11 protein-coding genes are annotated in these 23,973 nt (G+C 61.0%); 6 read left to right on the top strand and 5 right to left on the bottom strand.

Features of this window, described 5'->3' with window-relative positions; translation table 11 throughout:
* Positions 1–105: 105 nt before the first annotated feature.
* The 5 genes from lon to AB4Z35_RS24210 all read left to right on the top strand — a co-directional run bounded on the left by lon (position 106) and on the right by AB4Z35_RS24210 (position 6,410).
* The gene (gene lon / locus AB4Z35_RS24230) at positions 106–2,502 is read left to right on the top strand and encodes an endopeptidase La (protein ID WP_103395411.1); all 2,397 of its coding nucleotides are present in this window, start codon (positions 106–108) and stop codon (positions 2,500–2,502) included.
* 149 nt (positions 2,503–2,651) lie between these two features.
* Positions 2,652–2,924: an HU family DNA-binding protein gene (locus tag AB4Z35_RS24225; RefSeq protein ID WP_002552737.1), complete on the top strand. Its 273-nt coding sequence runs from the start codon at positions 2,652–2,654 to the stop codon at positions 2,922–2,924.
* Positions 2,925–3,157: 233 nt separating this feature from the next.
* Positions 3,158–5,029: a SurA N-terminal domain-containing protein gene (locus tag AB4Z35_RS24220; RefSeq protein ID WP_008001577.1), complete on the top strand. Its 1,872-nt coding sequence runs from the start codon at positions 3,158–3,160 to the stop codon at positions 5,027–5,029.
* A gap of 203 nt (positions 5,030–5,232) precedes the next feature.
* The gene (locus tag AB4Z35_RS24215) at positions 5,233–6,069 is read left to right on the top strand and encodes a DUF2242 domain-containing protein (RefSeq protein WP_442099856.1); all 837 of its coding nucleotides are present in this window, start codon (positions 5,233–5,235) and stop codon (positions 6,067–6,069) included.
* A 194-nt stretch (positions 6,070–6,263) separates the two neighbouring features.
* Positions 6,264–6,410 carry a hypothetical protein gene (locus AB4Z35_RS24210; RefSeq protein ID WP_177323284.1) on the top strand — a complete coding sequence of 49 codons (147 nt, stop codon included), beginning with the start codon at positions 6,264–6,266 and terminating at the stop codon, positions 6,408–6,410.
* A gap of 31 nt (positions 6,411–6,441) precedes the next feature.
* On the opposite strand, the gene AB4Z35_RS24205 is transcribed toward AB4Z35_RS24210, so the two are convergent.
* From AB4Z35_RS24205 to AB4Z35_RS24185, 5 genes are all read right to left on the bottom strand, one after another.
* On the bottom strand, positions 6,442–7,482 hold the full coding sequence (locus AB4Z35_RS24205) for an AraC family transcriptional regulator (RefSeq protein ID WP_442099855.1): 1,041 nt from the start codon (positions 7,480–7,482) through the stop codon (positions 6,442–6,444).
* A 3-nt stretch (positions 7,483–7,485) separates the two neighbouring features.
* Positions 7,486–8,616: a carbon-nitrogen hydrolase family protein gene (locus AB4Z35_RS24200; protein ID WP_442099854.1), complete on the bottom strand. Its 1,131-nt coding sequence runs from the start codon at positions 8,614–8,616 to the stop codon at positions 7,486–7,488.
* Between the two features lie 235 nt (positions 8,617–8,851).
* A complete protein-coding gene (locus AB4Z35_RS24195) occupies positions 8,852–10,180 on the bottom strand; it encodes a TolC family outer membrane protein (RefSeq protein ID WP_442099853.1) in 1,329 nt (442 codons plus the stop codon).
* 1 nt (position 10,181) lies between these two features.
* Complete coding sequence (locus AB4Z35_RS24190) at positions 10,182–11,522, bottom strand: HlyD family type I secretion periplasmic adaptor subunit (RefSeq protein ID WP_442099851.1); 1,341 nt, start codon at positions 11,520–11,522, stop codon at positions 10,182–10,184.
* A 6-nt stretch (positions 11,523–11,528) separates the two neighbouring features.
* A complete protein-coding gene (locus AB4Z35_RS24185) occupies positions 11,529–13,265 on the bottom strand; it encodes a type I secretion system permease/ATPase (RefSeq protein ID WP_442099850.1) in 1,737 nt (578 codons plus the stop codon).
* Between the two features lie 675 nt (positions 13,266–13,940).
* Here AB4Z35_RS24185 and AB4Z35_RS24180 point away from each other — a divergent pair.
* Positions 13,941–23,973: peroxidase family protein (locus AB4Z35_RS24180; RefSeq protein ID WP_442099849.1), on the top strand; the 10,033-nt coding region annotated here is incomplete at its 3' end.

Raw genomic sequence — 23,973 nt, 5'->3', positions numbered from 1 at the left:
TTTAACACTGTCTTTGCGCTTGTTTTTTTTCAAGGCAGCCCCCATCTTGGTTTCAAGCTTACTTCCATCTGTTTACGGCCTTACGGCCGCCGTAGAGGCGAAATCATGAAGACAACCATCGAATTGCCTCTCCTGCCATTGCGTGATGTCGTGGTTTATCCGCACATGGTTATCCCGCTGTTCGTGGGGCGCGAGAAATCCATCGAAGCCCTCGAGGCCGCGATGACGGGTGACAAGCAGATTCTTCTGCTAGCCCAGAGAAACCCGGCTGATGACGATCCCGGTGAAGATGCCCTGTATCGCGTCGGTACAATTGCCACTGTTCTGCAGCTGCTGAAGCTGCCTGACGGAACGGTCAAGGTTCTGGTCGAAGGTGAGCAGCGGGGTGCCGTGGAGCGCTTCAGCGAAGTGGACGGCCACTGCCGTGCCGAAGTCTCCCTGATCGACGAAGTCGACGCGCCAGAGCGCGAGTCGGAAGTGTTCGTTCGCAGCCTGCTGTCGCAGTTCGAACAATATGTGCAGTTGGGCAAGAAAGTCCCGGCTGAAGTCCTGTCATCGCTCAACAGCATCGACGAGCCAGGCCGCCTGGTGGACACCATGGCCGCGCACATGGCCCTGAAGATCGAACAGAAGCAGGAAATCCTCGAAATCATCGATCTGTCGGCCCGGGTCGAGCACGTTCTTGCGTTGCTGGATGCCGAGATCGATCTGCTGCAAGTCGAAAAACGCATTCGCGGCCGCGTCAAAAAGCAAATGGAGCGCAGTCAGCGCGAGTACTACCTGAATGAGCAGATGAAGGCCATTCAGAAAGAGCTCGGCGACAGTGACGAAGGTCACAATGAAGTCGAAGACCTGAAAAAGCGTATCGATGCCGCCGGTCTGCCGAAAGATGCCCTGGCCAAGGCGACGGCCGAACTGAACAAGCTCAAGCAAATGTCGCCAATGTCCGCGGAAGCGACCGTGGTGCGTTCGTACATCGACTGGCTGGTTCAGGTGCCGTGGAAGGCCCAGAGCAAGGTACGCCTGGACCTGGCGCGTGCAGAAGACATTCTGGATGCCGACCACTACGGCCTGGAAGAAGTCAAGGAACGCATCCTCGAATACCTCGCCGTGCAAAAACGCGTGAAGAAAATTCGTGGTCCGGTGTTGTGCCTGGTGGGTCCTCCCGGGGTGGGTAAAACGTCCCTTGCGGAGTCGATCGCTCACGCTACCAACCGCAAATTCGTGCGCATGGCCCTCGGTGGTGTACGTGATGAAGCGGAAATTCGTGGCCATCGCCGTACTTACATCGGTTCGATGCCAGGAAGATTGATTCAAAAGATGACAAAGGTGGGTGTCCGCAACCCGCTGTTCCTGCTCGATGAAATCGACAAAATGGGCAGCGACATGCGTGGCGATCCGGCATCGGCGTTGCTGGAGGTGCTTGATCCCGAGCAGAACCACAACTTCAACGATCACTATCTGGAAGTCGATTACGACCTGTCCGATGTGATGTTCCTGTGCACCTCGAACTCGATGAACATCCCGCCGGCGTTGCTGGACCGGATGGAAGTGATCCGTCTGCCGGGCTACACCGAAGACGAGAAGATCAATATCGCCGTGAAGTACCTTTCGCCTAAGCAGATCACTGCCAACGGCTTGAAAAAAGGCGAGCTGGAATTCGACGCCGAAGCGATCCGCGACATCATCCGCTACTACACCCGCGAAGCCGGTGTGCGTGGGCTTGAGCGGCAGATTGCCAAGGTTTGCCGCAAGGCCGTCAAGGAGCATGCGCTGGAAAAACGCTTCTCGGTGAAGGTCACCGCAGACATGCTGGAGCACTTCCTGGGCGTGCGCAAATTCCGCTACGGCCTGGCTGAGCAGCAGGATCAGATCGGCCAGGTGACCGGGCTGGCATGGACTCAGGTGGGCGGCGAACTGCTGACCATCGAAGCCGCTGTGGTGCCGGGCAAGGGCCAGTTGATCAAGACCGGCTCTCTGGGTGACGTGATGGTCGAGTCGATCACCGCTGCGTTGACTGTTGTTCGCAGCCGGGCGAAGAGCCTGGGCATTCCCCTGGACTTCCATGAGAAGCGCGACACGCACATCCACATGCCGGAAGGGGCAACTCCGAAAGACGGTCCTAGCGCCGGTGTAGGCATGTGCACGGCCCTGGTGTCGGCATTGACCGGCATTCCGGTACGCGCGGATGTCGCCATGACCGGCGAAATCACTTTGCGTGGTCAGGTGCTGGCCATTGGCGGCTTGAAAGAAAAACTGCTGGCTGCCCATCGTGGCGGAATCAAGACCGTGATCATTCCTGAAGAAAATGTGCGCGATCTCAAAGAGATTCCGGACAATATCAAGCAGGATCTACAGATTAAACCGGTTAAATGGATTGACGAGGTCCTGCAAATTGCGTTGCAATACGCGCCGGAGCCCTTGCCGGACGTGGCTCCGGAGATAGTCGCGAAGGATGAGAAGCGCGACGCAGATTCTAAGGAAAGAATTAGCACGCATTAGTACGTATTTGCCTGGGGGGCTTTCTTGACAGCTTTTTAGAGCCCTTGTTATAAAGCGGCTCTTAAGTGTCTGTAGGCCATTCAGCACTCGTTTTTGCTTTCACCAAAAAAACTTAGAATCATACTCAAATAGATATAAGGGGACTTAGAGTGAACAAGTCGGAACTGATTGATGCTATCGCTGCATCCGCTGATATCCCGAAAGCTGCTGCTGGCCGTGCGCTGGACGCTGTAATCGAATCCGTCACTGGCGCTCTCAAGGCTGGCGACTCTGTTGTTCTGGTTGGTTTCGGTACTTTCTCCGTAACTGATCGTCCAGCTCGCATTGGTCGTAACCCACAGACCGGTAAGACGCTGGAAATCGCAGCAGCCAAAAAACCAGGTTTCAAAGCCGGTAAAGCACTGAAAGAAGCTGTCAACTAAGTTCGATTCAGGTTTTTACCCATCCGGGTCGGGGTCATGCCTGACTTGGCAGCGGAGCGGCAGTCCTGACTGCAGGTCGCCGGTTCAAGACACCGAGGGTCGCCAGTTCGAGCCCTCGATCCGCTCCGCCAGTTACGAGAAGGCGCATCCTCGGATGCGCCTTTCTTCTATCCGGATTCTACCCACGCTCCACGGTTGCCTAATTTTGAAGTTCAACCGTTTCTGGGGGACGCATGCTGCAGAATATCAGGGACAATTCACAAGGCTGGATTGCCAAGACTATTATCGGGGTCATCGTTGTTCTGATGGCCTTGACCGGTTTCGACGCCATTTTCAAGGCCACGTCGCACAGTAATGATGCGGCCAAGGTCAACGGCGATGAAATCAGCCAGAACGAGCTGAGCCAGGCGGTCGATATGCAACGCCGTCAGCTCATGCAACAGCTGGGCAAGGATTTCGATGCTTCCTTGCTGGATGAAAAAATGTTGCGCGAATCGGCTCTCAAGGGCCTGATCGATCGCAAACTGCTGCTGCAAGGCGCCGAAAAATCGAAATTCGCTTTTTCCGAGGCGGCACTTGATCAGGTCATCCTGCAAACACCAGAATTTCAGGTTGACGGCAAGTTCAGCTCCGAGCGTTTCGACCAGGTGATTCGCCAACTCGGCTATACCCGCATGCAATTCCGCCAGATGCTGGCTCAGGAAATGCTGATTGGTCAGCTGCGTGCCGGTCTGGCAGGTAGCGGTTTCGTGACCGATGCGCAGGTGCTCGCGTTTGCCCGTCTGGAAAAACAGACCCGCGATTTCGCTTCGCTGAGCATCAAGGCTGACCCGGCGGCTGTGAAGCTGACCGACGAAGAGGTCAAGGCCTATTACGACGAACACGCCAAGGAATTCATGACGCCGGACCAGGTGATCATCGATTACCTCGAGTTGAAGAAGGCTTCCTTCTTCGATCAGGTCAGCGTCAACGACGAAGACCTGCAAGCGGCCTATCAGAAAGAAATCGCGAACCTGTCCGAGCAACGCCGGGCTGCGCACATTCTGATTGAAGTGAACGACAAGACCACCGAGGCGCAAGCCAAGGCGAAAATCGAAGAGATCCAGGCCCGTCTGGCCAAGGGTGAGCAGTTCGAGGCACTGGCCAAGGAGTTCTCCCAGGATCCGGGTTCGGCGAACAACGGCGGTGACCTGGGTTATGCAGGTCCTGGCGTCTACGACCCGGCGTTCGAAAAAGCCCTGTATTCGTTGGCCAAGGACCAGGTGTCGGGGCCGGTTCGCACCGACTTCGGTTTCCACCTGATCAAGCTGTTGGGTGTGGAAGCACCTGAAGTGCCAACCTTCGCCAGCCTGAAAGACAAGCTGACCCGCGCTCTGAAAACCCAGCAGGTCGAGCAGCGCTTCGTTGAGGCGAGCAAGCAACTGGAAGACGCCTCGTTCGAAGCGTCCGATCTGGCTCAGCCAGCGCAGGACCTGAAACTGACCGTCCAAACGTCCAAGCCGTTCGGCCGTGAAGGCGGTGAGGGTATTGCAGCCAACCGTGCCGTGATCACTGCGGCGTTCAGCCCGGAAGTCCTGGATGAAGGCGCGAACAGCACCGCCATCGAGCTCGATCCGGAAACCGTGGTCGTGTTGCGTGCCAAGGAGCATTTGAAGCCTTCACAGCTGCCGCTGGAAAGCGTTTCTGCTGCGATCCGTGTGCAATTGGCCAAGGAACACGCCAGCGCCGATGCCAAGACCAAGGCTGAAGCCTTGATTGCAAGCCTGCGCGACGGCAAGACCCCGCTGGATAAGGCGATCGACGGCCAGGCCTGGAAAGTCACCGAAGCGGCGACTCGCGCTCAGGAAGGGGTCGACCCTGCCGTGCTGCAGGCGCTGTTCCGCATGGCGAAGCCCGCGGCCAAGGACAAGCCGACCTTCACCAGCGTGACGCTGACTGATGGCAGTCTGATGATCGTGCGTCTCAATGGCGTGAACGAAGCAGCGGCGCCGACCGAAGAAGAGAAAGCACAGTATCGTCGCTACCTCGCTTCCCGCATCGGCCAGCAAGACTTTGCGGCTTATCGCAAGCAGCTGGAAAGCCAGGCGGACATCAAGCGTTACTGATGCCTGACCAGGTTTAGTGCTGCACAGGAGACCCCGGCCGAAAAGCCGGGGTCTTTTTGTTTTGCCGTACGTCATTTGCTGCGGTGACTTTTGCGCAAAACCGGGGTCAATCAGCCTGTAACCGTTTTAAGACACAATCGATGCTCCGCTAAGCATCGATCTGTTGCACAATACGCCCCGAACCGTTTTCCTCAGGATGTTCAATGTTTAAATCATTTCCCATGCGGATTGTCGGCGTGGCTGCCGTACTGGCCGTAGCGGCCGGTTGTTCTTCGAACAAGGCCGCCATCTACGAGCATGAGAACTTCGACGATTCCGGAACCTTTTCCCGTAATTACCCGGTCACCGATACCCAGAGTTGCGAAGCGGCCCGCCGCGCCTTGTTGAGTCAGGGTTACATCATCACCAGCAACGATCCGAAACTGGTCAGTGGCCACAAGAGCTTCCAGCAGACCGGCGAGAACCACATGGAGATCAGTTTCAGTGTGGTGTGCGCCGATGACGGTAGCGAAGGGCACCACGCGACCGTATTCGCCAACGCCCTGCAGGATCGTTACGCGCTGAAGAAAACCAACAACTCCGCCAGTCTCGGTGTGGGGGTACTGGGCTCGGTATCGATGCCGATCGGTTCATCGGACGATTCGATGGTCAAGGTGGCCAGCGAAACCGTATCGTCTGCCAAGTTCTACGAGCGTTTCTTCGCACTGGTCGAACTGTTCCTGCCGCCGGAAGCGAAAAAGGCTGCGCACATCACCGAAAAGCCGAAAACAGACCTGGGCGTGCCTGAAGCCAAGGTAGCACCGGCTCCCCTGGCGCCCGCCGCGACCACTGCGCCGACCGCAGAGCCAGCCCCGGCGACCCCGGCACCCGCTCCTACGGCCTCTGAACCGGTCGCGCCACCGCCTGCAGCGGCGCCGATCACGCCGACCGAGAGTGTAGCGCCTGCACCGTCCCCGGAAATCGTCACGCCACCGGCGAACCCGAGTGACTTGCCGCCGCCGAGCGAGCCCATTCCGGCGATGCCTGTCTCCGGCCAGTGAGGGTGACACCACAGGGTCGGATCAGATGACCCGATCCTGTGATCAGCCAAAAGATTGACCCGCATCAAGCAAGTCCGCTGTTCTGCGGCCTTCCGTGAAAAAAAACCATGATAAATTCCTGACCAGTTGCTACGTTTTATTCAGTAGAGACGGAGTGTCGTGCCCGCGTCATTTTTCTTTCACGCGGGCACTTTATGCTCAAGGCATTGGTCATTTATTCAGACGTTTTTCAATACGGTTCGGGAGATTCAAAAATGGACGATTATCAAGAAGAGCTGCTCGAGTACCAGGCGTTCGAACTGGACCCGCCGGAGCCCGCAGAAGACGCCACTGAGCTCTAAAGCTCCAACTTGTCGCTTGCAGCTAGAAATTTCAGGCTGTTTTTCTATGGCTGCGGCGAAACTCGCCGGGTGTCTGCCCGTTCCAGCGTTTGAACGCACGTTGAAACGCTTCGGCTGAGGCAAAGCCCAGCAGGTAGGCGATCTCTCCGAACGCCAGTTCGGTGTCGCGTATGTAAGTCATGGCCAGGTCGCGACGGGTGTCGTTGAGAATCGCACGAAATTGTGTGCCTTCATCGGCGAGCTTGCGGCGCAAGGTCCAGGTGGGCAGCTTCAGGCGTGCCGCCACCTCTTGCAAGTCGGGCTCCCGGCCACCATTGAGCAAGGGTCCCAGCAGCGCGATGATCCGTTCACGCAGGCTGCGGGTGCGCGTCAGTTGTTCCAGTTCCCGCTCACACAGTTGCAGCAAATGCCGCCAGGTGCTCGGGCAATGCTCGGGGTTGCGCTGGGCGAGACTTGCCAGGCTCAAGCGCAGTTGATTGCGTTCGCCGCCAAACTGAATCGGACAGTCACCCAAAACGTCATAGGCCGCGCGGTAACCGGGCTCTTCGAATTCGATCTCGATGCGTTCGGCGCGCAGCGGGGCAGGGCTGACGCTGGACAATTGCTGCAACCAGCCGGCGATGATCGAATCCACCACGAAGCGGTTGTAGGCGTTATAGGGGCTGATCGAATAGAAACGCAGCCAGGCGCCCTGGGCGTCTTCGTGAAAGCTTGATTGACCCCGATAGTTCGAACCATACAAGGCTTCGAACCGAATCAGGCAGCGCGCGGCTTCACGTACGGTCGGCGCCTGGGCGGCGGTGACCCCTGCGAGGCCGATCTGGCTCAGGCGACTGAGCTGACCCATGCGCAAGCCAAGGGCCGGGTTGTCGGTCAGCGCAATGGCGCTGTGGCCCAGGCGCATGTAGCGCGGTATCGACAGCCGGGCACCCGCTTCGCTCAGGCGCGCTGCATCGAGGCCGTATTGATCGAGCAGTGGCTGCGGATCGATACCATGACTGCGCACGGCATCGGCCAGGCTATGAACAAAGCCCACCGACAGATCGCCGAGGCGCATCGGCTGCGGTTTCATGGTTTACAGCCAGAGGTTCAGCAAGCGCGCACCCAGGGCGTTGCCGTCGGCAAAATGCTGGCCGTTGCTGCTGAGGAAGCTCTGCCCGGCGCTGCCCTGATCCCAGAACTGACCCCGCAGGAACACACTCATGCCAGCGACAGCCTGACTGGCCGGTATCCGGGTAGTGAGGGTCAGGCGCTGCCAGGCCTGGCCTTCACTGACTTCTCCTGGCTTCAAATTGACCGAGGCCGGCTCCGGCAAACCCCTGTAGCCGCGCCACGGTTGATCCCAGGTGCCACGGCCGGCCACAAAGGCCGGTACTGCAACCAGCTTTACGCTTTGGTCGTTGAGCTTGAGGTAGTTTTCCGGGTACCAGCTGTCGTGGCCGATCAATACGCCCAGCCTTCCTGTGGGGGTATCAACGACGTTGAGCGAGTGCTCGCGGTTCGCCTTGATCCCGCTCTGTTCTGCGAAGAACGGATGCATCTGGCGCTGGGGCTGGCCAATCGGCAGGCCTTCGCTGTTGAACACCACGCTGCTGTTGTACAGCGCGCCGCGGCCGATTTTCAAGGTGCCGTCGATGATGCTCGGTTCGGGCAGCACGATGGAGCCCGCCACCAGCGTCACGTGGAACTCCCTGGCCAGCCCTCCGAACAATGCCTGGTAGTCCCTGGCCATCGCCTTGGCTTTCATGCGCAGGTGGGCATCGTCCAGACGGTTGCCACCCTCGGCGCTGATCAATGCCTTGGCGAACTTCAGGGGATTGCTCACCGCCAGCCAGTTCATGGCCTCCTTGAGGGTGCTGGCCTGATACAACTCATCCTTCTCGCCGCTGACCATCAGCCAGGTACCGATGTGTTCCGGCAACACGACGACGGTCTTGCCGTTCAACAAACCCTGGTCCCGGGCTGCTTGCAGATAGGCCGCGAGCTTGCGGTGCAAGCGCTCGGGGCTTTGATAATCGGTAGGAAACAGTTCGGGCTGGATGCCCAAGAGATTGCCACGGTTCGCAGGCGTGCCCTGGTCGACAGCCAGGTTGATCCGCAGGTCCGAAAGGTAATGACCCACCGGCCGGTCCGCGGCCCACATCGCGTAGGTCGTGAGGGCGGCGAGCAACGCCATGGAAAATGTCAGGTACAAAAGTTTGCGCATGGGGACACAGTTTACAGCCTGGAGCTGGGCGTGGCTTTTCATTTGGAATCGGATCGAGCATAAAGGGAATCAACGGCTTAGTGGGCAAATTTCAACGCTGACGGTTTTTTCGCGGTCGGCTGCCTATCTGCTTCGAGATCCGGTAATGAATGACCGGGCTAAACGCGAGGGGAATTGACGGGGAGGGGGTGCGCCGGTCAGCCATCTTTTGGCTAGACCGGCCGGCAGGTGAACGTTAGTTGGTGACCAGCAGTTCCGGGCCGAGGTATTCGTTGATCTGGTTGATATCGTCGTCGCCCAGGCTGCCCACTGAAGAGGCCAGGCGCAGGCGCGACATCAAATAGCGTATCTTGGCCTCGAACAGATCGTGGCGCGCAACGAAGAGCAGCTCTTCGGCATTGAGGACGTCCGAGTTGGTGCTGGTGCCGCCCTCTTTGAAGCCCTTGCGTGACGATGCCAGTGAGCGTTCGTTGGACTCCACTGCCTTCTCCAGCGCGCGAATGCGTTTGGCGCCGCTCAGTATGCCTTGATACTCACGGGTGGTTTCGGTGATGACTTCCTGTCGCGCGGCGTCGAGTTCGTCCATAGCCTTATCGCTATTGGCACTGGCCTGGCGTGTCAACGCGCTGACTCCGCCACCGCTGTACAGTGGGATATTGACTTCCAGCCCGATTGAGCCGTAGTGGTTGCGTTGATTCAATTCGGAGAGCGACTGGCTCTCACCCGCGGTGTAGCCGGCAATGAAATCCAGTGTTGGCCAGTGGCCAGCCCGGGCACGATTCACTTCTTCTGCTGCGAGGTCGCTGCTGTAACGGCGCGCATGGATCAGCGGGCTGTCGGTCTGGGCTTTGACCAACCAGTCCTGCAGGTTGCTCGGTAGCAGCGGTGGTGTATCGAAGCTCGGGCGCAAGGTGGTCAGTGACTCGGGGGTTTCACCGATGTATTCCTCAAGCTTGGCGCGCGCGTTGATCAGGTTGTCCTGCGCTTCGATCAGTTCGGCTTCGGCAAGGTCGCGGCGGGCGGCCGACTCGTCGATGTCGGTGACGGTGCCGGCCCCCAGCTCCATGCGCCGCTTCGCCGAAGCGAGTTGCTCTTCGAAGGCGGTCAGCTTGGACTTGGCCAGGACGATGGTTTCGCTGGCCAGGAGCACATCGAAATAGCTTTCGGACAAGCGCACCGCGGCGTCCTGGGTCTTGGCATCGAACACCGCGATGCTGTAGTCGGCACGCTGCTGACCCTGGCGGTACTCGGCCATCTTCTGTTTGTTGAACAGTGGCTGGCGCAGGCGCACGTTAGCGCCCTTGGAGTCGTAATGGAGATCTCTGTCGATGCCGCTCTGGCTTTGGGAGCCATTGACCTTGTTGTGGTAGCCCGAGGCATTGATCTGCGGTAGCAGGCCGGCCTTGCCGATGGCGCGGTTTTCCTGGCCAGCCTCTTTTTCATGCACGGAGGCCTGGTAGATAGGGCCCTGGAATTGCAACAGATCCCAGGCTTGTTTGAGGTCCATGGCACCAGCCGGCAGGGACAGCCCCAGCAGGCAGAAGAACAGGCAACGACGTTCCATCTCATTGTTCCTTGAATGAGCTGTCCACACGATCAAGCATTGGTTTAAGAAGATAGCTGATCATGTTGCGTTCGCCGGTTTTTATGGTGACGCTGGCGGGCATGCCGGGGCGAATGTGGTTGCTGCCAAGCAGGCCCATGCCATCGGGCGTGACCTCCACCTGAGCCAGATAGAACGGTTGCTTACTTTCCTCGTCCATCAGACGGTCGGCGGAGATGGTCTTCACGCGGCCGGGGATGTTTGGCGTCCTGGCATGGTTGAAGGCCGGGAAGGAAATGTCCACGGGCAGGCCCGGGACCATCTTGTCGATGGCCTGCACGGGAATCATTGCGTCGACCTGCAGCGGCTCGTTGACCGGAACGATTTCCATGATCTTGAAGCCAGGCTGAATGACCCCGCCAACGGTGGCAATGCTCAGGCCCTGGACCATGCCATCGATCGGCGAACGAATCACTGTGTGGGTCACTTCATAGTCCAGCGCGCGCAAGCGGTCGGCCAGGGTGGTGTTTTCCTTGGCGGTGTCGGTCAGTTGCGATTCGACTTCCTTCAGGTAATCGTGCTGGCGCTGCAGGATGCGCAACTTGATTTCAGTGGTCTGGCTACGCACGCGGGCGATGTTGTTGAGGTTCTCGGCCTGGCCGGCGGAGAGGTCGGCATTGCTGCGTTCCAGCTCAAGCAGGCGGTTGCGCGGCACATAGCCTTCGGCCGTGAGCACGCGGGTGCCTTGCAGTTCCTGGTTGAGGAAGCTGATCTGCGAGGCGCGGGCGCTATAGACCTGCTGCAGGCCCTTGAGCTGCACCGCCGACGCCGCCAGGTTCTCCTGCAGTATGCTGATTTCACCAGCGAGACCGGCGCGCCGGGTGTCCAGCAGACGCTGTTGCAAGTCCATGGCGGCCGCCAGGCGCTGGTCATCCCCGAAGCGCTTGAGCAACTCGGGGTCGAAGTTCACTACATCGCGGCCGTCACGTTCCGCTTCCAGGCGGTTTTCCACCGTCTTGCTGACGATGTACTGGGCGCTGACCGCACCCTGTTCGGAAACGGCATGCAACGAATCGAGACGGACCACCTCCTGACCTTTTTTCACCACATCGCCTTCGCGAACGAGAATGGCGTCCACGGTACCGCCGGTGAGATGCTGCACGGCTTTGCGATTGTTGGTGACTTTGACCGTGCCTGTCGCGACCACGCCGGCATCCAGTGGCGCCAGCCAGGACCACAGGAGGAAGCCGCCGAAGCCGGCGAGCACCAGCCACACGCCCCATCGCGCGGGTTTACCGACGTCCAGATCTACCATGCTCCTGGTATCGGCTTTGATCATCTCGGTGTGTTGGCTCATTTGCATGATCGGTCACTCCCGCGCTTTGACGGAGGCCAGAGGGGTCGACGCGCCAGCAGGCATCACACTGGCCTTGCGCAGCGCTGCGAATACTTCATCTCGCGTGCCAAGCATCTGCACGCCGCCGTCGCGCATCATCAGCACCTTATCGACGGCGCAGAGTACGTTGGGACGGTGGGAAATCAGAATGACGGTGGCGCCGCGGCCCTTGAGTTCGGCCAGTGCATCGACCAAGGCCTTTTCACCGACATCGTCGAGGTTGGCGTTCGGCTCATCCAGCACGATCAGATTGGGTTCGCCATACAGCGCGCGAGCCAAGGCGATGCGTTGCTTCTGGCCACCGGAAAGCGGGCTGCCATCGGTGCCCAGACGGGTGTCATAACCCTGCGGAAAACGCAGGATCATCTCGTGCACGCCAGTGCTCTTGGCGGCGCGGATGACCGCTTCGCTGTCCACTTCGCCAAAGCGCGCAATATTGTCAGCGATGTTGCCCTCGAACAGCTCCACGTCCTGTGGCAGGTAGCCGAGCCAGGGGCCAAGTTCGCCCTTGTTCCAGGTGAAAATGTCCGCGCCGTCCAGGCGCACCTTGCCGGCCTGTGCCGGCCAGACGCCAACCAGCAAGCGGGCGAGGGTGGATTTGCCCGAGGCGGATGGACCGATGATGCCAAGGCTTTCGCCGGGGACAAGGCTGAAGCCCACCCCGCGCAGAATCGTGTTGTTGGTGCCGGGGGCACCGGCATACACATTCTCCACCGCCAGCATGCCCATTGGCCGCTGCAGCGACATGCTCGGTGGCCGGAGCGGATAGTCGTGCAGCATCTCGTTGAGCCGGCCCCAGGCCGAACGGCAACCGAGCAGTTGCTTCCACGACGCGATCACCTGTTCCACCGGGCCCAGTGCGCGGCCGGTGAGGATCGAGCAGGCAATCATCATCCCCGGGGTGATCTTGCCTTCGATCGCCAGCAGCGCGCCGGCGCCGAGGATCAGCGACTGCAAGGTGATACGCACGAAGCGCCCGGTGCTGCTGATCAAGGCGGCGCGGTCGGAGGCCATGGTCTGCATTTCCAGAATGCGCAAATGGCTTTGGAACCAGCGCTTGCTGATCGACGGCAGCATGCCCATGGCCTCGATGACCTCGGCATTGCGCAGGTTGTTGTTGGCGTATAGGGCGGAGGACATGGCGGCCTGATTGGCTTCGGCCAGCGGCTTCTGCGTCGCCTTTTCAGTGAGATAGGCCAGGCCCATCAGAATCAGCGAGCCGATCAGTGTGAGCAGTCCGAGCAGTGGGTGGATCAGGTAGGCGACCAGCAGGTAGATCGGCGTCCACGGTGCATCGAAGAAAGCGAACAGGGAGTTGCCGGTGACGAACTGACGAACCTGGGCGAGATCTTGCAGGGCCTGGGCCGGATTACCTCCGGCGCGGCTCAGGTTGCGCTCGAATGCCGCGGTGAAAATACGTCGGTTGAGGTCCATGTCGAGGCAGTTGCCGACCCGGATCAGTACGCGGGTGCGGACCATTTCCAGCGTGGACATGAGCAAGAACAGACCTACCACCAGGACAGTCAACATCGCCAGCGTCGTGACGTTGCGACTGACCAGGGCTCGATCATAGACCTGCAGCATATAAACGGCTGGAGTCAACATCATGACGTTTATGACGCCGCTGAACCCTGCCAGCAAGTAAAAACTGCGACGCATACGAAAGAGCGCGTCGGCCAGTTCGGAACGGATGCTCGACTGCTTGGGCATGTTGATCCTCCCACTTCGAAAAGCCGGTTGCCCTTGAGGCGCAACAGGTAACAGTAAATGTAGTCCCGTAAACAGCTTATGGACACGCAGGCTGGTCGCTCTATGGATGGCGAGTCTTCCGAAATCGCTGCGTTGCTCCCTTATGCAGCAGCGTAGGTGGCGTTGAAACAGTTAGAAATAACATTTCGCTCTATACCTGCACTCAACTTCCTATATGTCTTTTAAAAACAGCTAGTTGTATGGCTCAAGCACCGGTCGTCCGTTTTAACGACGTAATATTGACAAAGATTTGCTATGGAACTTTAGTCTTAGTTATCGGGGGGGGCGCCCGCCTGAAGCTTGCCATCGTTTTGGCAACGCAAGGCGCGGTGATTCTCCTGAGAGGAGCAGAGTCATGTCGATCATTTCGTGCTTTTGCGCAGGGAAGGAGCTGTCCAGGACGTTCGTCTTCACTTCCAGATTCCATGGCCCCCCCATGGCTCGAATCCGCTCTGCCTGATCGCCCGGCGAGCAATTCATTTCGCGAATTCCAGGCGCGTATCCCGGGTCCCGGGTAACGCCAGAGCTCTCGCAAAAAAAACATGACCAACAAACTGCGCAAGCCAGCACTTGACTTGGCGCGGGAGGGTTTTCTCGTCCCGCGCCTTTACCCAGACAGATCGAGGGCAATCCAAAATGGCCAATTTCAACAAATCGGACCTGGAGTTCATTCTCCAGCAGATTTTCATCGCTGAAGCGAATACTGCCGGCCAGTCACTCGCCAGCCTGATACCGAATCCGGAATTTGCTTTCGGTCTGCGCACGGTCGACGGGACGTTTAACAACCTGAGACTGGGTCAGAGCGAGTTCGGCGCAGCCGACAACATTTTCCCGCGCTTGACCACTCCAGCCTTCCGCCCGGCTGAGGCGGGCACCTCTTACACCCAGACCAGCGGCCTGGTGATCGACTCGCAGCCACGCACCATCAGCAACCTGATCGTCGACAATACCGCCAATAACCCGGCGGCGGTCGCGGCCGCGTTCGATCCCGGTCTGGATGGCATCCTCGGCACGGTTGACGATGTCTTGAAGGCCGGTGCGCAGGTCGTTACTGGAACCCGTACCGACGGCACGACTTTCCAGACCTTTTTCATGCCTAACGTGGCGCCGGACGCGGGCCTGTCCGCGCCGTTCAACTCGTGGATGACCTTCTTCGGTCAGTTCTTCGACCACGGCCTCGACCTGGTGACCAAGGGCGGCAGCGGCACGGTGTTCATCCCGCTGCAGCCGGACGATCCGCTGTTCGTTGCGGGCAGCCCGACCAACTTCATGGTGTTGACGCGGGCCGCCAACTTGCCCGGGCCCGATGGCATCCTCGGCACCGCCGACGACATCCACGAGGCTTCAAACACCACCACACCATTCGTCGATCAGAACCAGACCTACAGCTCGCATCCCTCGCACCAGGTGTTCCTGCGCGCCTATGAACTCGATGCCGCCGGCAAGCCGGTGGCGACCGGCAAGCTGATTACCAATCGTGACCTGGGCGCCGATGGCCTGTTCGGTACTGCCGACGATGTCGAAATCGGCGGGATGGCCACCTGGAAAGTGGTGAAGGCGCAGGCGCGCGACATGCTTGGCATTGATCTCGACGATCTCGACGTCCTCGACCTGCCGCTGTTGGCGACCGACGCGTACGGCAACTTCATTCGGGGGGCGAACGGCTTTGCGCAGATCGTGACCGCGACCGGCCTGGTCGAGGGCAATCCGCTGGCGCCGATCGACGCATCGCTGGCGATCCGCACCGGTCACCAGTTCCTCATCGACATCGCGCACAATGCCAGCCCGGTGGACAGCCAGACCGGTGCGCCACTGTCGGCCGATGCCGACCTCGTTGCCGGCGGCCCGGTGGCCGCAGGCTTCTACGACAACGAACTGCTTGACGCGCACTACATCGCCGGCGACGGCCGGGTCAACGAGAACATCGGCCTGACCACCGTCCACTCCATCTTCCACTCCGAGCACAACCGGCTGGTCCAGCAGACCAAGGACACGGTCATCGCCTCAACGGCCGCCGGCGACCTGACGTTCCTGAACCAGTGGCTGCTGACGCCCGTCACGGCTGTTCCTGCTGATCTGTCGACCTTGAACTGGAACGGTGAGCGCCTGTTCCAGGCGGCGAAATTCGGCACCGAGATGCAGTATCAGCACCTGGTGTTCGAAGAGTTCGCGCGCACCATTCAACCGCAAGTCGATGCCTTCCTTGACTTCGATGACACAATCAATCCGTCGATCGTCGCCGAGTTCGCGCACACGGTCTTTCGCTTCGGCCACTCGATGCTGACCGAGACCATTGACCGGCTGGACCCCAACTTCGTCTCCAGCGAGATCGGCCTGATTCAGGCCTTCCTCAACCCGCTGGCGTTTGCGACCAGCGGCCCGACCCCGGAACAGGCGGCCGGCGCCATCGTCCGCGGCTTGACGCGCCAGGTCGGCAACGAGATCGATGAGTTCGTCACCGAAGCGGTGCGCAACAACTTGCTGGGCCTGCCGCTCGACCTGCCCGCCCTCAACATCGCGCGCGGCCGCGATACCGGCATCCCGTCCTTGAACGCGGCGCGCCGTGAATTCTACGCCGGCACCGGCGACAGCCAGCTGAAGCCCTACACCAGCTGGGTCGATTTGGTGCAACACCTGAAGCACCCGGAATCGCTGATCAACTTCATCGCCGCCTACGGCACGCACGCCTCCATTACCAGCGCCACCACGCTCGACGCGAAACGCGCAGCGGCCACGCTCCTGGTGTTGGGCGGCGTCGGTGAGCCGGCGGATCGCCTGGACTTCCTCAACAGCACCGGCGTCTATGCCAACCTGGCAAATGGGGCAACCATTACCGGCGTTGATGCCATCGACTTCTGGATCGGCGGCCTGGCCGAGGAAAAAATGCCGTTCGGCGGCATGCTCGGCTCGACCTTCAACTTCGTCTTCGAGGATCAGCTCGAGAAGCTGCAAAACGGCGACCGGCTCTACTACCTGCACCGCACCCAGGGACTCAACTTCCTGAGCGAGCTCGAGAACAATTCGTTCGCCAAGATGGTGATGCTCAACACCGACGCGACCCATCTCCCGGGCCTGATCTTCTCGACCCCGACCTTTACTCTCGAGGTCGACCCCGCCAGGCAGTTCAACCGGAGCGTGATTGCCGGTCCGGACGGCATACTGGGCACCGTCGACGACCTGCCCGGCAATGCCGATCCCACTGGCGGCATCATCATCAACGGCGTCGTGATCACGCCGCTGGTTATCCGCGACAACCCCAACACGGTCGGTCCCGATACCAACTACCTGCAGTACACCGGCGAAGACCATGTGGTGCTCGGCGGCACCGCCGGCAATGACATTCTCGTCTCTGGCGACGGCGACGACACGCTCTGGGGCGACGCCGGTAATGATCGCCTCGAAGGCGGCTACGGCAATGACGAGATCGAGGGTGGCGATGGCGACGACATCATCACCGACATGGGCGGCGACGACGTCATCCACGGCGGGGCCGGCAACGACGTCATCCACGGCGGCAACGGCATCAATATCATCCTCGGCGGTGACGGCAACGAATTCATCGTCACCGGCGAGGATTTTTCGGAGGTCTTCGGCGGCGCCGGCGATGACTTCATGCTCGGCAGCCGGCTGAACGGACAAATGATGGGCGGCGATGGCGACGACTGGATCGAGGTCGGGACCCAGGACGGCGCCCCCGGCGACAATTTCGCCGGTAACCTGCCACTGGCTTTGCTGGCAGAGTTGACCGGCGGCAACGACGTCTTCAGCGGTGACGGCGGCTTCGATGAAATGATCGGTGAAGGCGGCGATGACATCTTCATCGGCAGTGAGTCCAAGGACAAGATGTTGGGCATGTCCGGTTTCGACTGGACCACCTACAAGGATGATCCTTACGGCGTGACTGTGGACATGAGCCGCATCACCTTCGAACAATCGGCCCTGTCGCCTTCAGTTGCAGGCGTGCAAGCCAAGTTCGCCCAGGTGGAAGGTCTGTCGGGGTCGGCGTTCAGCGACATGCTGACCGGCGATGATGCCGACGCGGTCGCGATCGCCACTGCCGGTGTCCCAGGCAGCGTGCTCACCAATATTGACCTCGTCAATGGTCTGCGGGCGTTTCTTGGCGCGGCTGCAGCCGGCCCGGACGGTATCCTGGGCACGGCAGACGATCAGTTCGGCGCGGGCAACATCCTCCTCGGCGGTGGTGGCAGCGACATCATCGAAGGCCGCGGCGGTGACGACCTGATCGACGGCGATATGTGGCTGAATGTGCGCATCAGCGTGCGCCAGAACCTTGACGGAACCGGGCCGGAGATTGCCACCTTCGACAGCATGGAGCCCATGATCCCGTTCATGCTCGATGGCACCTTCAACCCCGGTCAGTTGGTCATCGTCCGCGAGGTCCTGACGGATGCCCCCGCCTTTGACACGGCCTTGTTCACTGGCAACCGGCTCGACTATACCGTCACCACTGTGGGCGGCGTGACCACCGTGGCCGACAGCGTCGTCGGGCGCGACGGCACCGACCGCCTGACCAATATCGAGCGGCTGCAGTTCAACGATCAGTCGCTCACCCTGCCAGGCGGGGTCGGGCTCAACAACGACCCGCTGGGCTTGCTGACCATACTCGATGCTGCCAGCAACACCCCGGACGCTACGCCGACCACGGGTCAACTGCTGAGGGTATCGGCTGCCGGCGTGACCGATGCCGACAACGCCGGCGGAGCCATCACCGGACCGATCGCCTTCTACTGGCAGTTCGAAGCAGTCCCGGGTACGGGCGTCTTTCAGGACATCACCCGTGTTGCGGTCGGGGGCGCAGCATTGGCGCACATAACCGGGCCGACCTTCAGGGTGACCCCGGATCTCGCCGGGCTGGAATTGCGCGTCAGGGCCGTCTACAAGGATCAAAATGGTGTGCTTGAGACTGCGTTCTCTGCTCCAACCGCAGCGGTCGTAGCCGGCGTTGCTCCGCCACCGGCAGCCCCGCTGCCGGTCGAGACTCCGGTCGCCAGCACCGGTGTGCACTATATCCGGGCCGATCTGCAGTTCATTCTCGACCAGATTCTGATCTCGGAAAGGAATGCAGCCGGTGAGGATCTCCTCAGCATGCTGCCGAATGCACGGTTGCCTTTGGGCCTGCGCACGGTCGACGGGTCGTTCAATAACCTGGTGGCGGGTCAGAACGAGTTCGGTGCAGCCGACACGGTCTTCCCGCGACTGGTTCCGGCGCAGTTCGATACGGCGGAGGCGGGCACCTCTTACGCCCAGACCAGCGGCCTGGTGACCGACTCGCAGCCTCGCACCATCAGCAATCTGATCGCCGACAACACCGCCAACAACCCGGCAGCTGTCGCGGCCACGTTCGATCCGGGTCCGGATGGCATCCTCGGCACGGTTGACGATGTCTTGAAGGACGGTGCGCAGGTGGTTACTGGTACCCGTACCGACGGCACGACGTTCCAGACATTTTTCATGCCTAACGAGGCGCCGGACGCGGGCCTGTCCGCACCATTCAATACCTGGATGACCTTCTTCGGTCAGTTCTTCGACCACGGCCTCGACCTGGTGACCAAGGGCGGTAGCGGCACGGTGTTCATCCCGCTGCAGCCGGACGATCCGCTGTTCGTTGCGGGCAGCCCGACCAACTTCATGGTGATGACGCGGGCCACCAACCTGCCCGGACCTGATGGCATCCTCGGCACCGCCGACGACATCCACGAGGCTTCAAACACCACCACGCCGTTCGTCGACCAGAACCAGACCTACACCTCGCACCCTTCGCACCAGGTGTTCCTGCGCGCCTACGAGTTCAATGCCGCCGGCGATCCGGTGGCGACCGGCAGGCTGATCACCAATCGTGACCTGGGCGGCGATGGCCTGTTCGGCACTGCGGATGACGTCGAAATCGGTGGGATGGCTACCTGGAAAGTGGTGAAGGCGCAGGCGCGCGATCTGCTTGGCATTAATCTTACCGATGCCGACTTCGACAACGTGCCGCTGCTCGCCACCGACGCCTACGGCAATTTCATCAAGGGCCCGAACGGCTTCCCGATGGTCATGATGAGGGGCGCGGATGGTATTGCTGATACCGCCGATGATGTTCTCGTCGAGGGTAATCCTGCTGCGCCGATCAGCCTGGTCAATGCCGTGCGCACCGGCCACCAGTTCCTCATCGATATCGCCCACAACGCCGTTCCGGTGGACAGCCAGACCGGTGCGCCACTGACGGCCGATGCCGACCTCGTTGCCGGCGGCCCGGTGGCCGCAGGCTTCTACGACAACGAACTGCTTGACGCGCACTACATCGCCGGCGACGGCCGGGTCAACGAGAACATCGGCCTGACCACCGTCCACGCGATTTTCCACTCGGAGCACAACCGTCTGGTCCAGCACACCAAGGATGTGGCCATCGCCTCCAACGATGTCAACTTCCTGAACCAGTGGCTGATGCCTGATGCCCAATTGTTGGTGTTGCCAACAACCGCGGCTGAGATCGCTGCCCTGCACTGGAACGGAGAGCGCCTGTTCCAGGCGGCGAGATTCGGTACCGAGATGCAGTACCAGCACCTGGTGTTCGAAGAGTTCGCACGTACCATTCAGCCGAACATCGATCCGTTCCTTGGCGAACACCAAAATTATCAAACCGAGATCGACCCGGCGATCGTCGCCGAGTTCGCGCACGCGGTCTACCGCCTTGGCCACTCGATGCTGACCGAGACCATCGACCGGCTGGACCCTAACTTCGCCTCCAGCGAGATCGGCCTGATTCAGGCCTTCCTCAATCCGCTGGCGTTTGCGGCCAGCGGCCCGACACCGGAGCAGGCGGCCGGTGCCATCGTCCGCGGCTTGACGCGCCAGGTCGGCAACGAGATCGATGAGTTCGTCACCGAAGCGGTGCGCAACAACTTGCTGGGCCTGCCGCTCGACCTGCCCGCCATTAACATCGCGCGCGGCCGTGATGTCGGGCTTCCGACCCTGAACGAGGCGCGTCGTGAGTTCTACACCGCGAGCGGCGACAGCAACCTGAAGCCCTACATCAGCTGGGCCGATTTGGTGCAACACCTGAAGCACCCGGAATCGCTGATCAACTTCATCGCCGCCTATGGCACGCACGCCTCCATTACCAGCGTCACCACGCTCGACGGGAAGCGCGCCGCGGCCTCGCTCCTGGTGTTGGGCGGCGCCGGCGAGCCGGCGGACCGGCTGGACTTCCTCAATAGCACCGGCGCCTGGGCGAGTGGCCCGACTGGCGTCACCATTACCGGTCTGGACAACATCGACCTCTGGATCGGCGGCCTCGCCGAGGAAAAAATGCCGTTTGGCGGCATGCTCGGCTCGACCTTCAACTTCGTGTTCGAGAACCAGATGGAGAAGCTGCAGAACGCCGACCGCTTCTACTACCTGGAACGCAACGCGGGGCTTAACTTCGTCACCGAGTTGGAGAACAACTCGTTCGCGAGACTGGTGATGGCCAACACCGATGCGACCCACCTCCCAGCCGTCATGTTCTTGACTCCGGCCTTTACCCTGGAGGTCGACCCGACCAGGCAGTTCAACGAGAGCGTGATTGCCGGGCCGGATGGCATACTGGTCGACGATCCATTGACGCTAGTCAATGAGGCCGCCGACAACCTGCCGGGCAATGCCGACCCTGTCGGCGGCATCCTCCTCACGCCGCTGGTCATTCGGGACAACCCTGCGACGGTCGGCCCTGATACCAACTACCTGCAGTACACCGGCGAAGACCATGTGGTGCTCGGTGGCTCGGCCGCCAATGACATGCTCGTTTCTGGCGACGGCGACGACACGCTCTATGGCGACGGTGGCAATGACCGCCTCGAAGGTGGCTACGGCAACGACTTCATCGTCGGGGGCGACGGCGACGACATCATCACCGACATGGGCGGCGACGACACCATTCATGGCGGCGACGGCAACGACGTCATCCACAGTGGCAACGGCGTGAATCTGAACCTCGGCGGCTTCGGCAAGGACTTCGTCGTCACCGGTGAGGACTCCTCGGAGGTCTTCGGTGGCGCGGGCGACGACTTCATCATGGGCAGCATGGCCGATGAACAGCTGATGGGTAACGAAGGTGACGACTGGATCGAGAAGGGAACCGCCGATGGTGCTCCCGGCGACAATTTCGACCCGAACGGGCTCGACCTGATACGCGGTAACGACATCTTCACCGGCACGGGCGGGCCCGACAGATTCATGGCCGAAGGTGGCGACGACATCATGTTCGGCAACGGCGGCGCGGGGGACCGCTACCTGGGTGGCTCCGGTTACGACTGGGCCGGCTTCAAGGACGACCCGTTCGGCGTGTCCGTCGACCTGGGCCTCGCCGAGATCGCTCTCGCGCCGCCACTGCCGGAGTTGGCCGCAACCGTGGCTCGGTTCCAGCTGGTGGAAGGTCTGACGGGATCGCACTTCAGCGACATCCTGCGTGGCGATGATGCTGATGCCACCGTGATCGCGGCTGCCGGTGCTCAGGGCAGCGTGCTCACCAACTTCGACCTGGTCAACGGCCTGCGCTCGTTCGTCGGCACCGCAGCAGCCGGCCCGGACGGCATTGTGGGCACGGCAGACGATCAGTTCGGCGCCGGCAACATCGTCCTCGGCGGCGGCGGCAGCGACATCATCGAAGGTGGTGGTGGCGATGACCTGGTCGACGGTGACAAGTGGCTCAACGTACGTATCAGCGTGCGGCAGAACATTGATGGCACCGGGCCGGAGATCGCAACGTTCGACAGCATGGTCCCGTTGGTGCCGCTCATGCTCAACGGCACTTACAACCCCGGTCAACTCGTCGCCGTCCGTGAGATCCTGACGGATGCGCCTGACCCCCTTAACCCTGGCCACTCCTTCGACACGGCCCTGTACACCGGCCTTCTGGCCGACTACACCGTCATCGCGAACGTCGACGGCACGACCACCGTGACCGACAGCGTCGTTGGTCGGGACGGTACTGACAGGCTCAGCAGTATCGAGCGGCTGCAGTTCGCCGATCAGTCGCTGGTTCTCGTCAATGGCTTGAACGCCGAGCCGGTGGGCTTGCTGAGGATCAGCGATGGCACGCCGGCCGTTGGCCAAGTGTTGACGGTGTTGGCCGACACCGTCAGCGATGCGGACAATGTCGCTAGCGCAGGTACGATCACCAGTCCCATCGCCTTCGTATGGCAGGTCGAAACAAACCMGGGCACCGGTATCTTCGACGACATCGGTATTGCGCTCGGAGGCGGACTAGGAACCGCGACCGGTCCGACCTTCACGGTGACCGCGGCTGAGGAGGGACTGCTGCTGCGCGTCAGGGCCGTCTATCAGGACGCCCACGGCGTGCTGGAAAGCGTGTTCTCGGCGCCGACCGCGCCAACTGCGCCGCTCGGCGGCAGCCCCTTCAACCTCCTACCGGTTGGCACGGTGCTGATCAGCGATACGACCCCGACGGAAGGCTCGGCCTTGACCGCTACGGATGCGTTCACCGACCCCGATGGGACCACGACCTCGGTGATTACCCGTCAGTGGCAGGTGGGGAGCGGTACGATCTTTGCCGACATCGCCGGTGCGACGGGCACGACCTTCACGCCCGGCCAGGCGCAGGTCGGTCAGCAACTGCGTGTCGTCGCGAGTTACACCGATGACCTCGGCACGCTTGAGCGGGTCACCTCTGCCGCAACGACAGTGGTCGGTGATGTGTTTGTCGGTACCGCCGGTGCCGACATATGGACCGGCACGGCAGGCGACGACGTGGCCAGCGGAGGCGATGGCAACGACATCCTGAACGCCTTGGGCGGCAACGACATCCTCAATGGTGACGCGGGCAATGACATTCTCATCGGCGGTTCGGGTGCCGACACCATGACCGGCGGTGTTGGCGACGATATCTACGAAGTCACCGACCTTGGGGACGTGGTGACCGAGCTTGGCGGTGAAGGTATTGACACGGTCTGGACCTCGCTCGCGAGTTACACCCTGGGTGCCAACGTCGAAAATCTGAATAACGGCGGCAGCGGCACCTTCGCGGGCACCGGCAACGCGCTCGACAACACGCTCGTGGGCGGTGCAGGTGTTGATGTCCTCATCGGTGGCGCAGGTGCCGACACGATGGCCGGCGGTGGCGGCAACGATGTCTACGAAGTCACCGAGCTTGGGGACGTGGTGAGCGAGCTCGCCGGTGCCGGCATCGACACGGTCTGGACCTCGCTTGCGAGCTACACCCTGGGTGCCAACGTCGAGAATCTGTATTWCGGCGGCAGCGGCAACTTTGCGGGCATCGGCAACGCGCTCGCCAACACGATCGTGGGTGGCGCGGGTAACGACTTCCTCAACGGCAACGGCGGTGCCGACACGATACTCGGCGGTGGCGGTGCCGACACGATGTTCGGCGGTGTTGGCGACGATGTCTACGAAGTCACCGACCTTGGGGACGTGGTGGCCGAGCTCGCCGGTTCCGGCAGCGACACGGTCTGGACCTCGCTYGCGAGCTACACCCTGGGTGCCGACGTCGAAAATCTGTTTTTCGGYGGTAGCGGCAACTTTGCGGGCAGCGGCAACACGCTCGACAACACGCTCGGGGGTGGCGCGGGTAACGACTTCCTCGGCGGCGGTGGCGGTGCCGACACGATGCTCGGCGGTGGCGGTGCCGACACGATGTTCGGCGGTGTTG

This window comes from Pseudomonas sp. KB_15 (assembly GCF_052114525.1).
In the GTDB taxonomy this organism is placed as follows: domain Bacteria; phylum Pseudomonadota; class Gammaproteobacteria; order Pseudomonadales; family Pseudomonadaceae; genus Aquipseudomonas.
The sequence above is the reverse complement of the archived record's forward strand: the minus strand, read 5'-3'. Positions and strand labels throughout refer to the sequence as shown.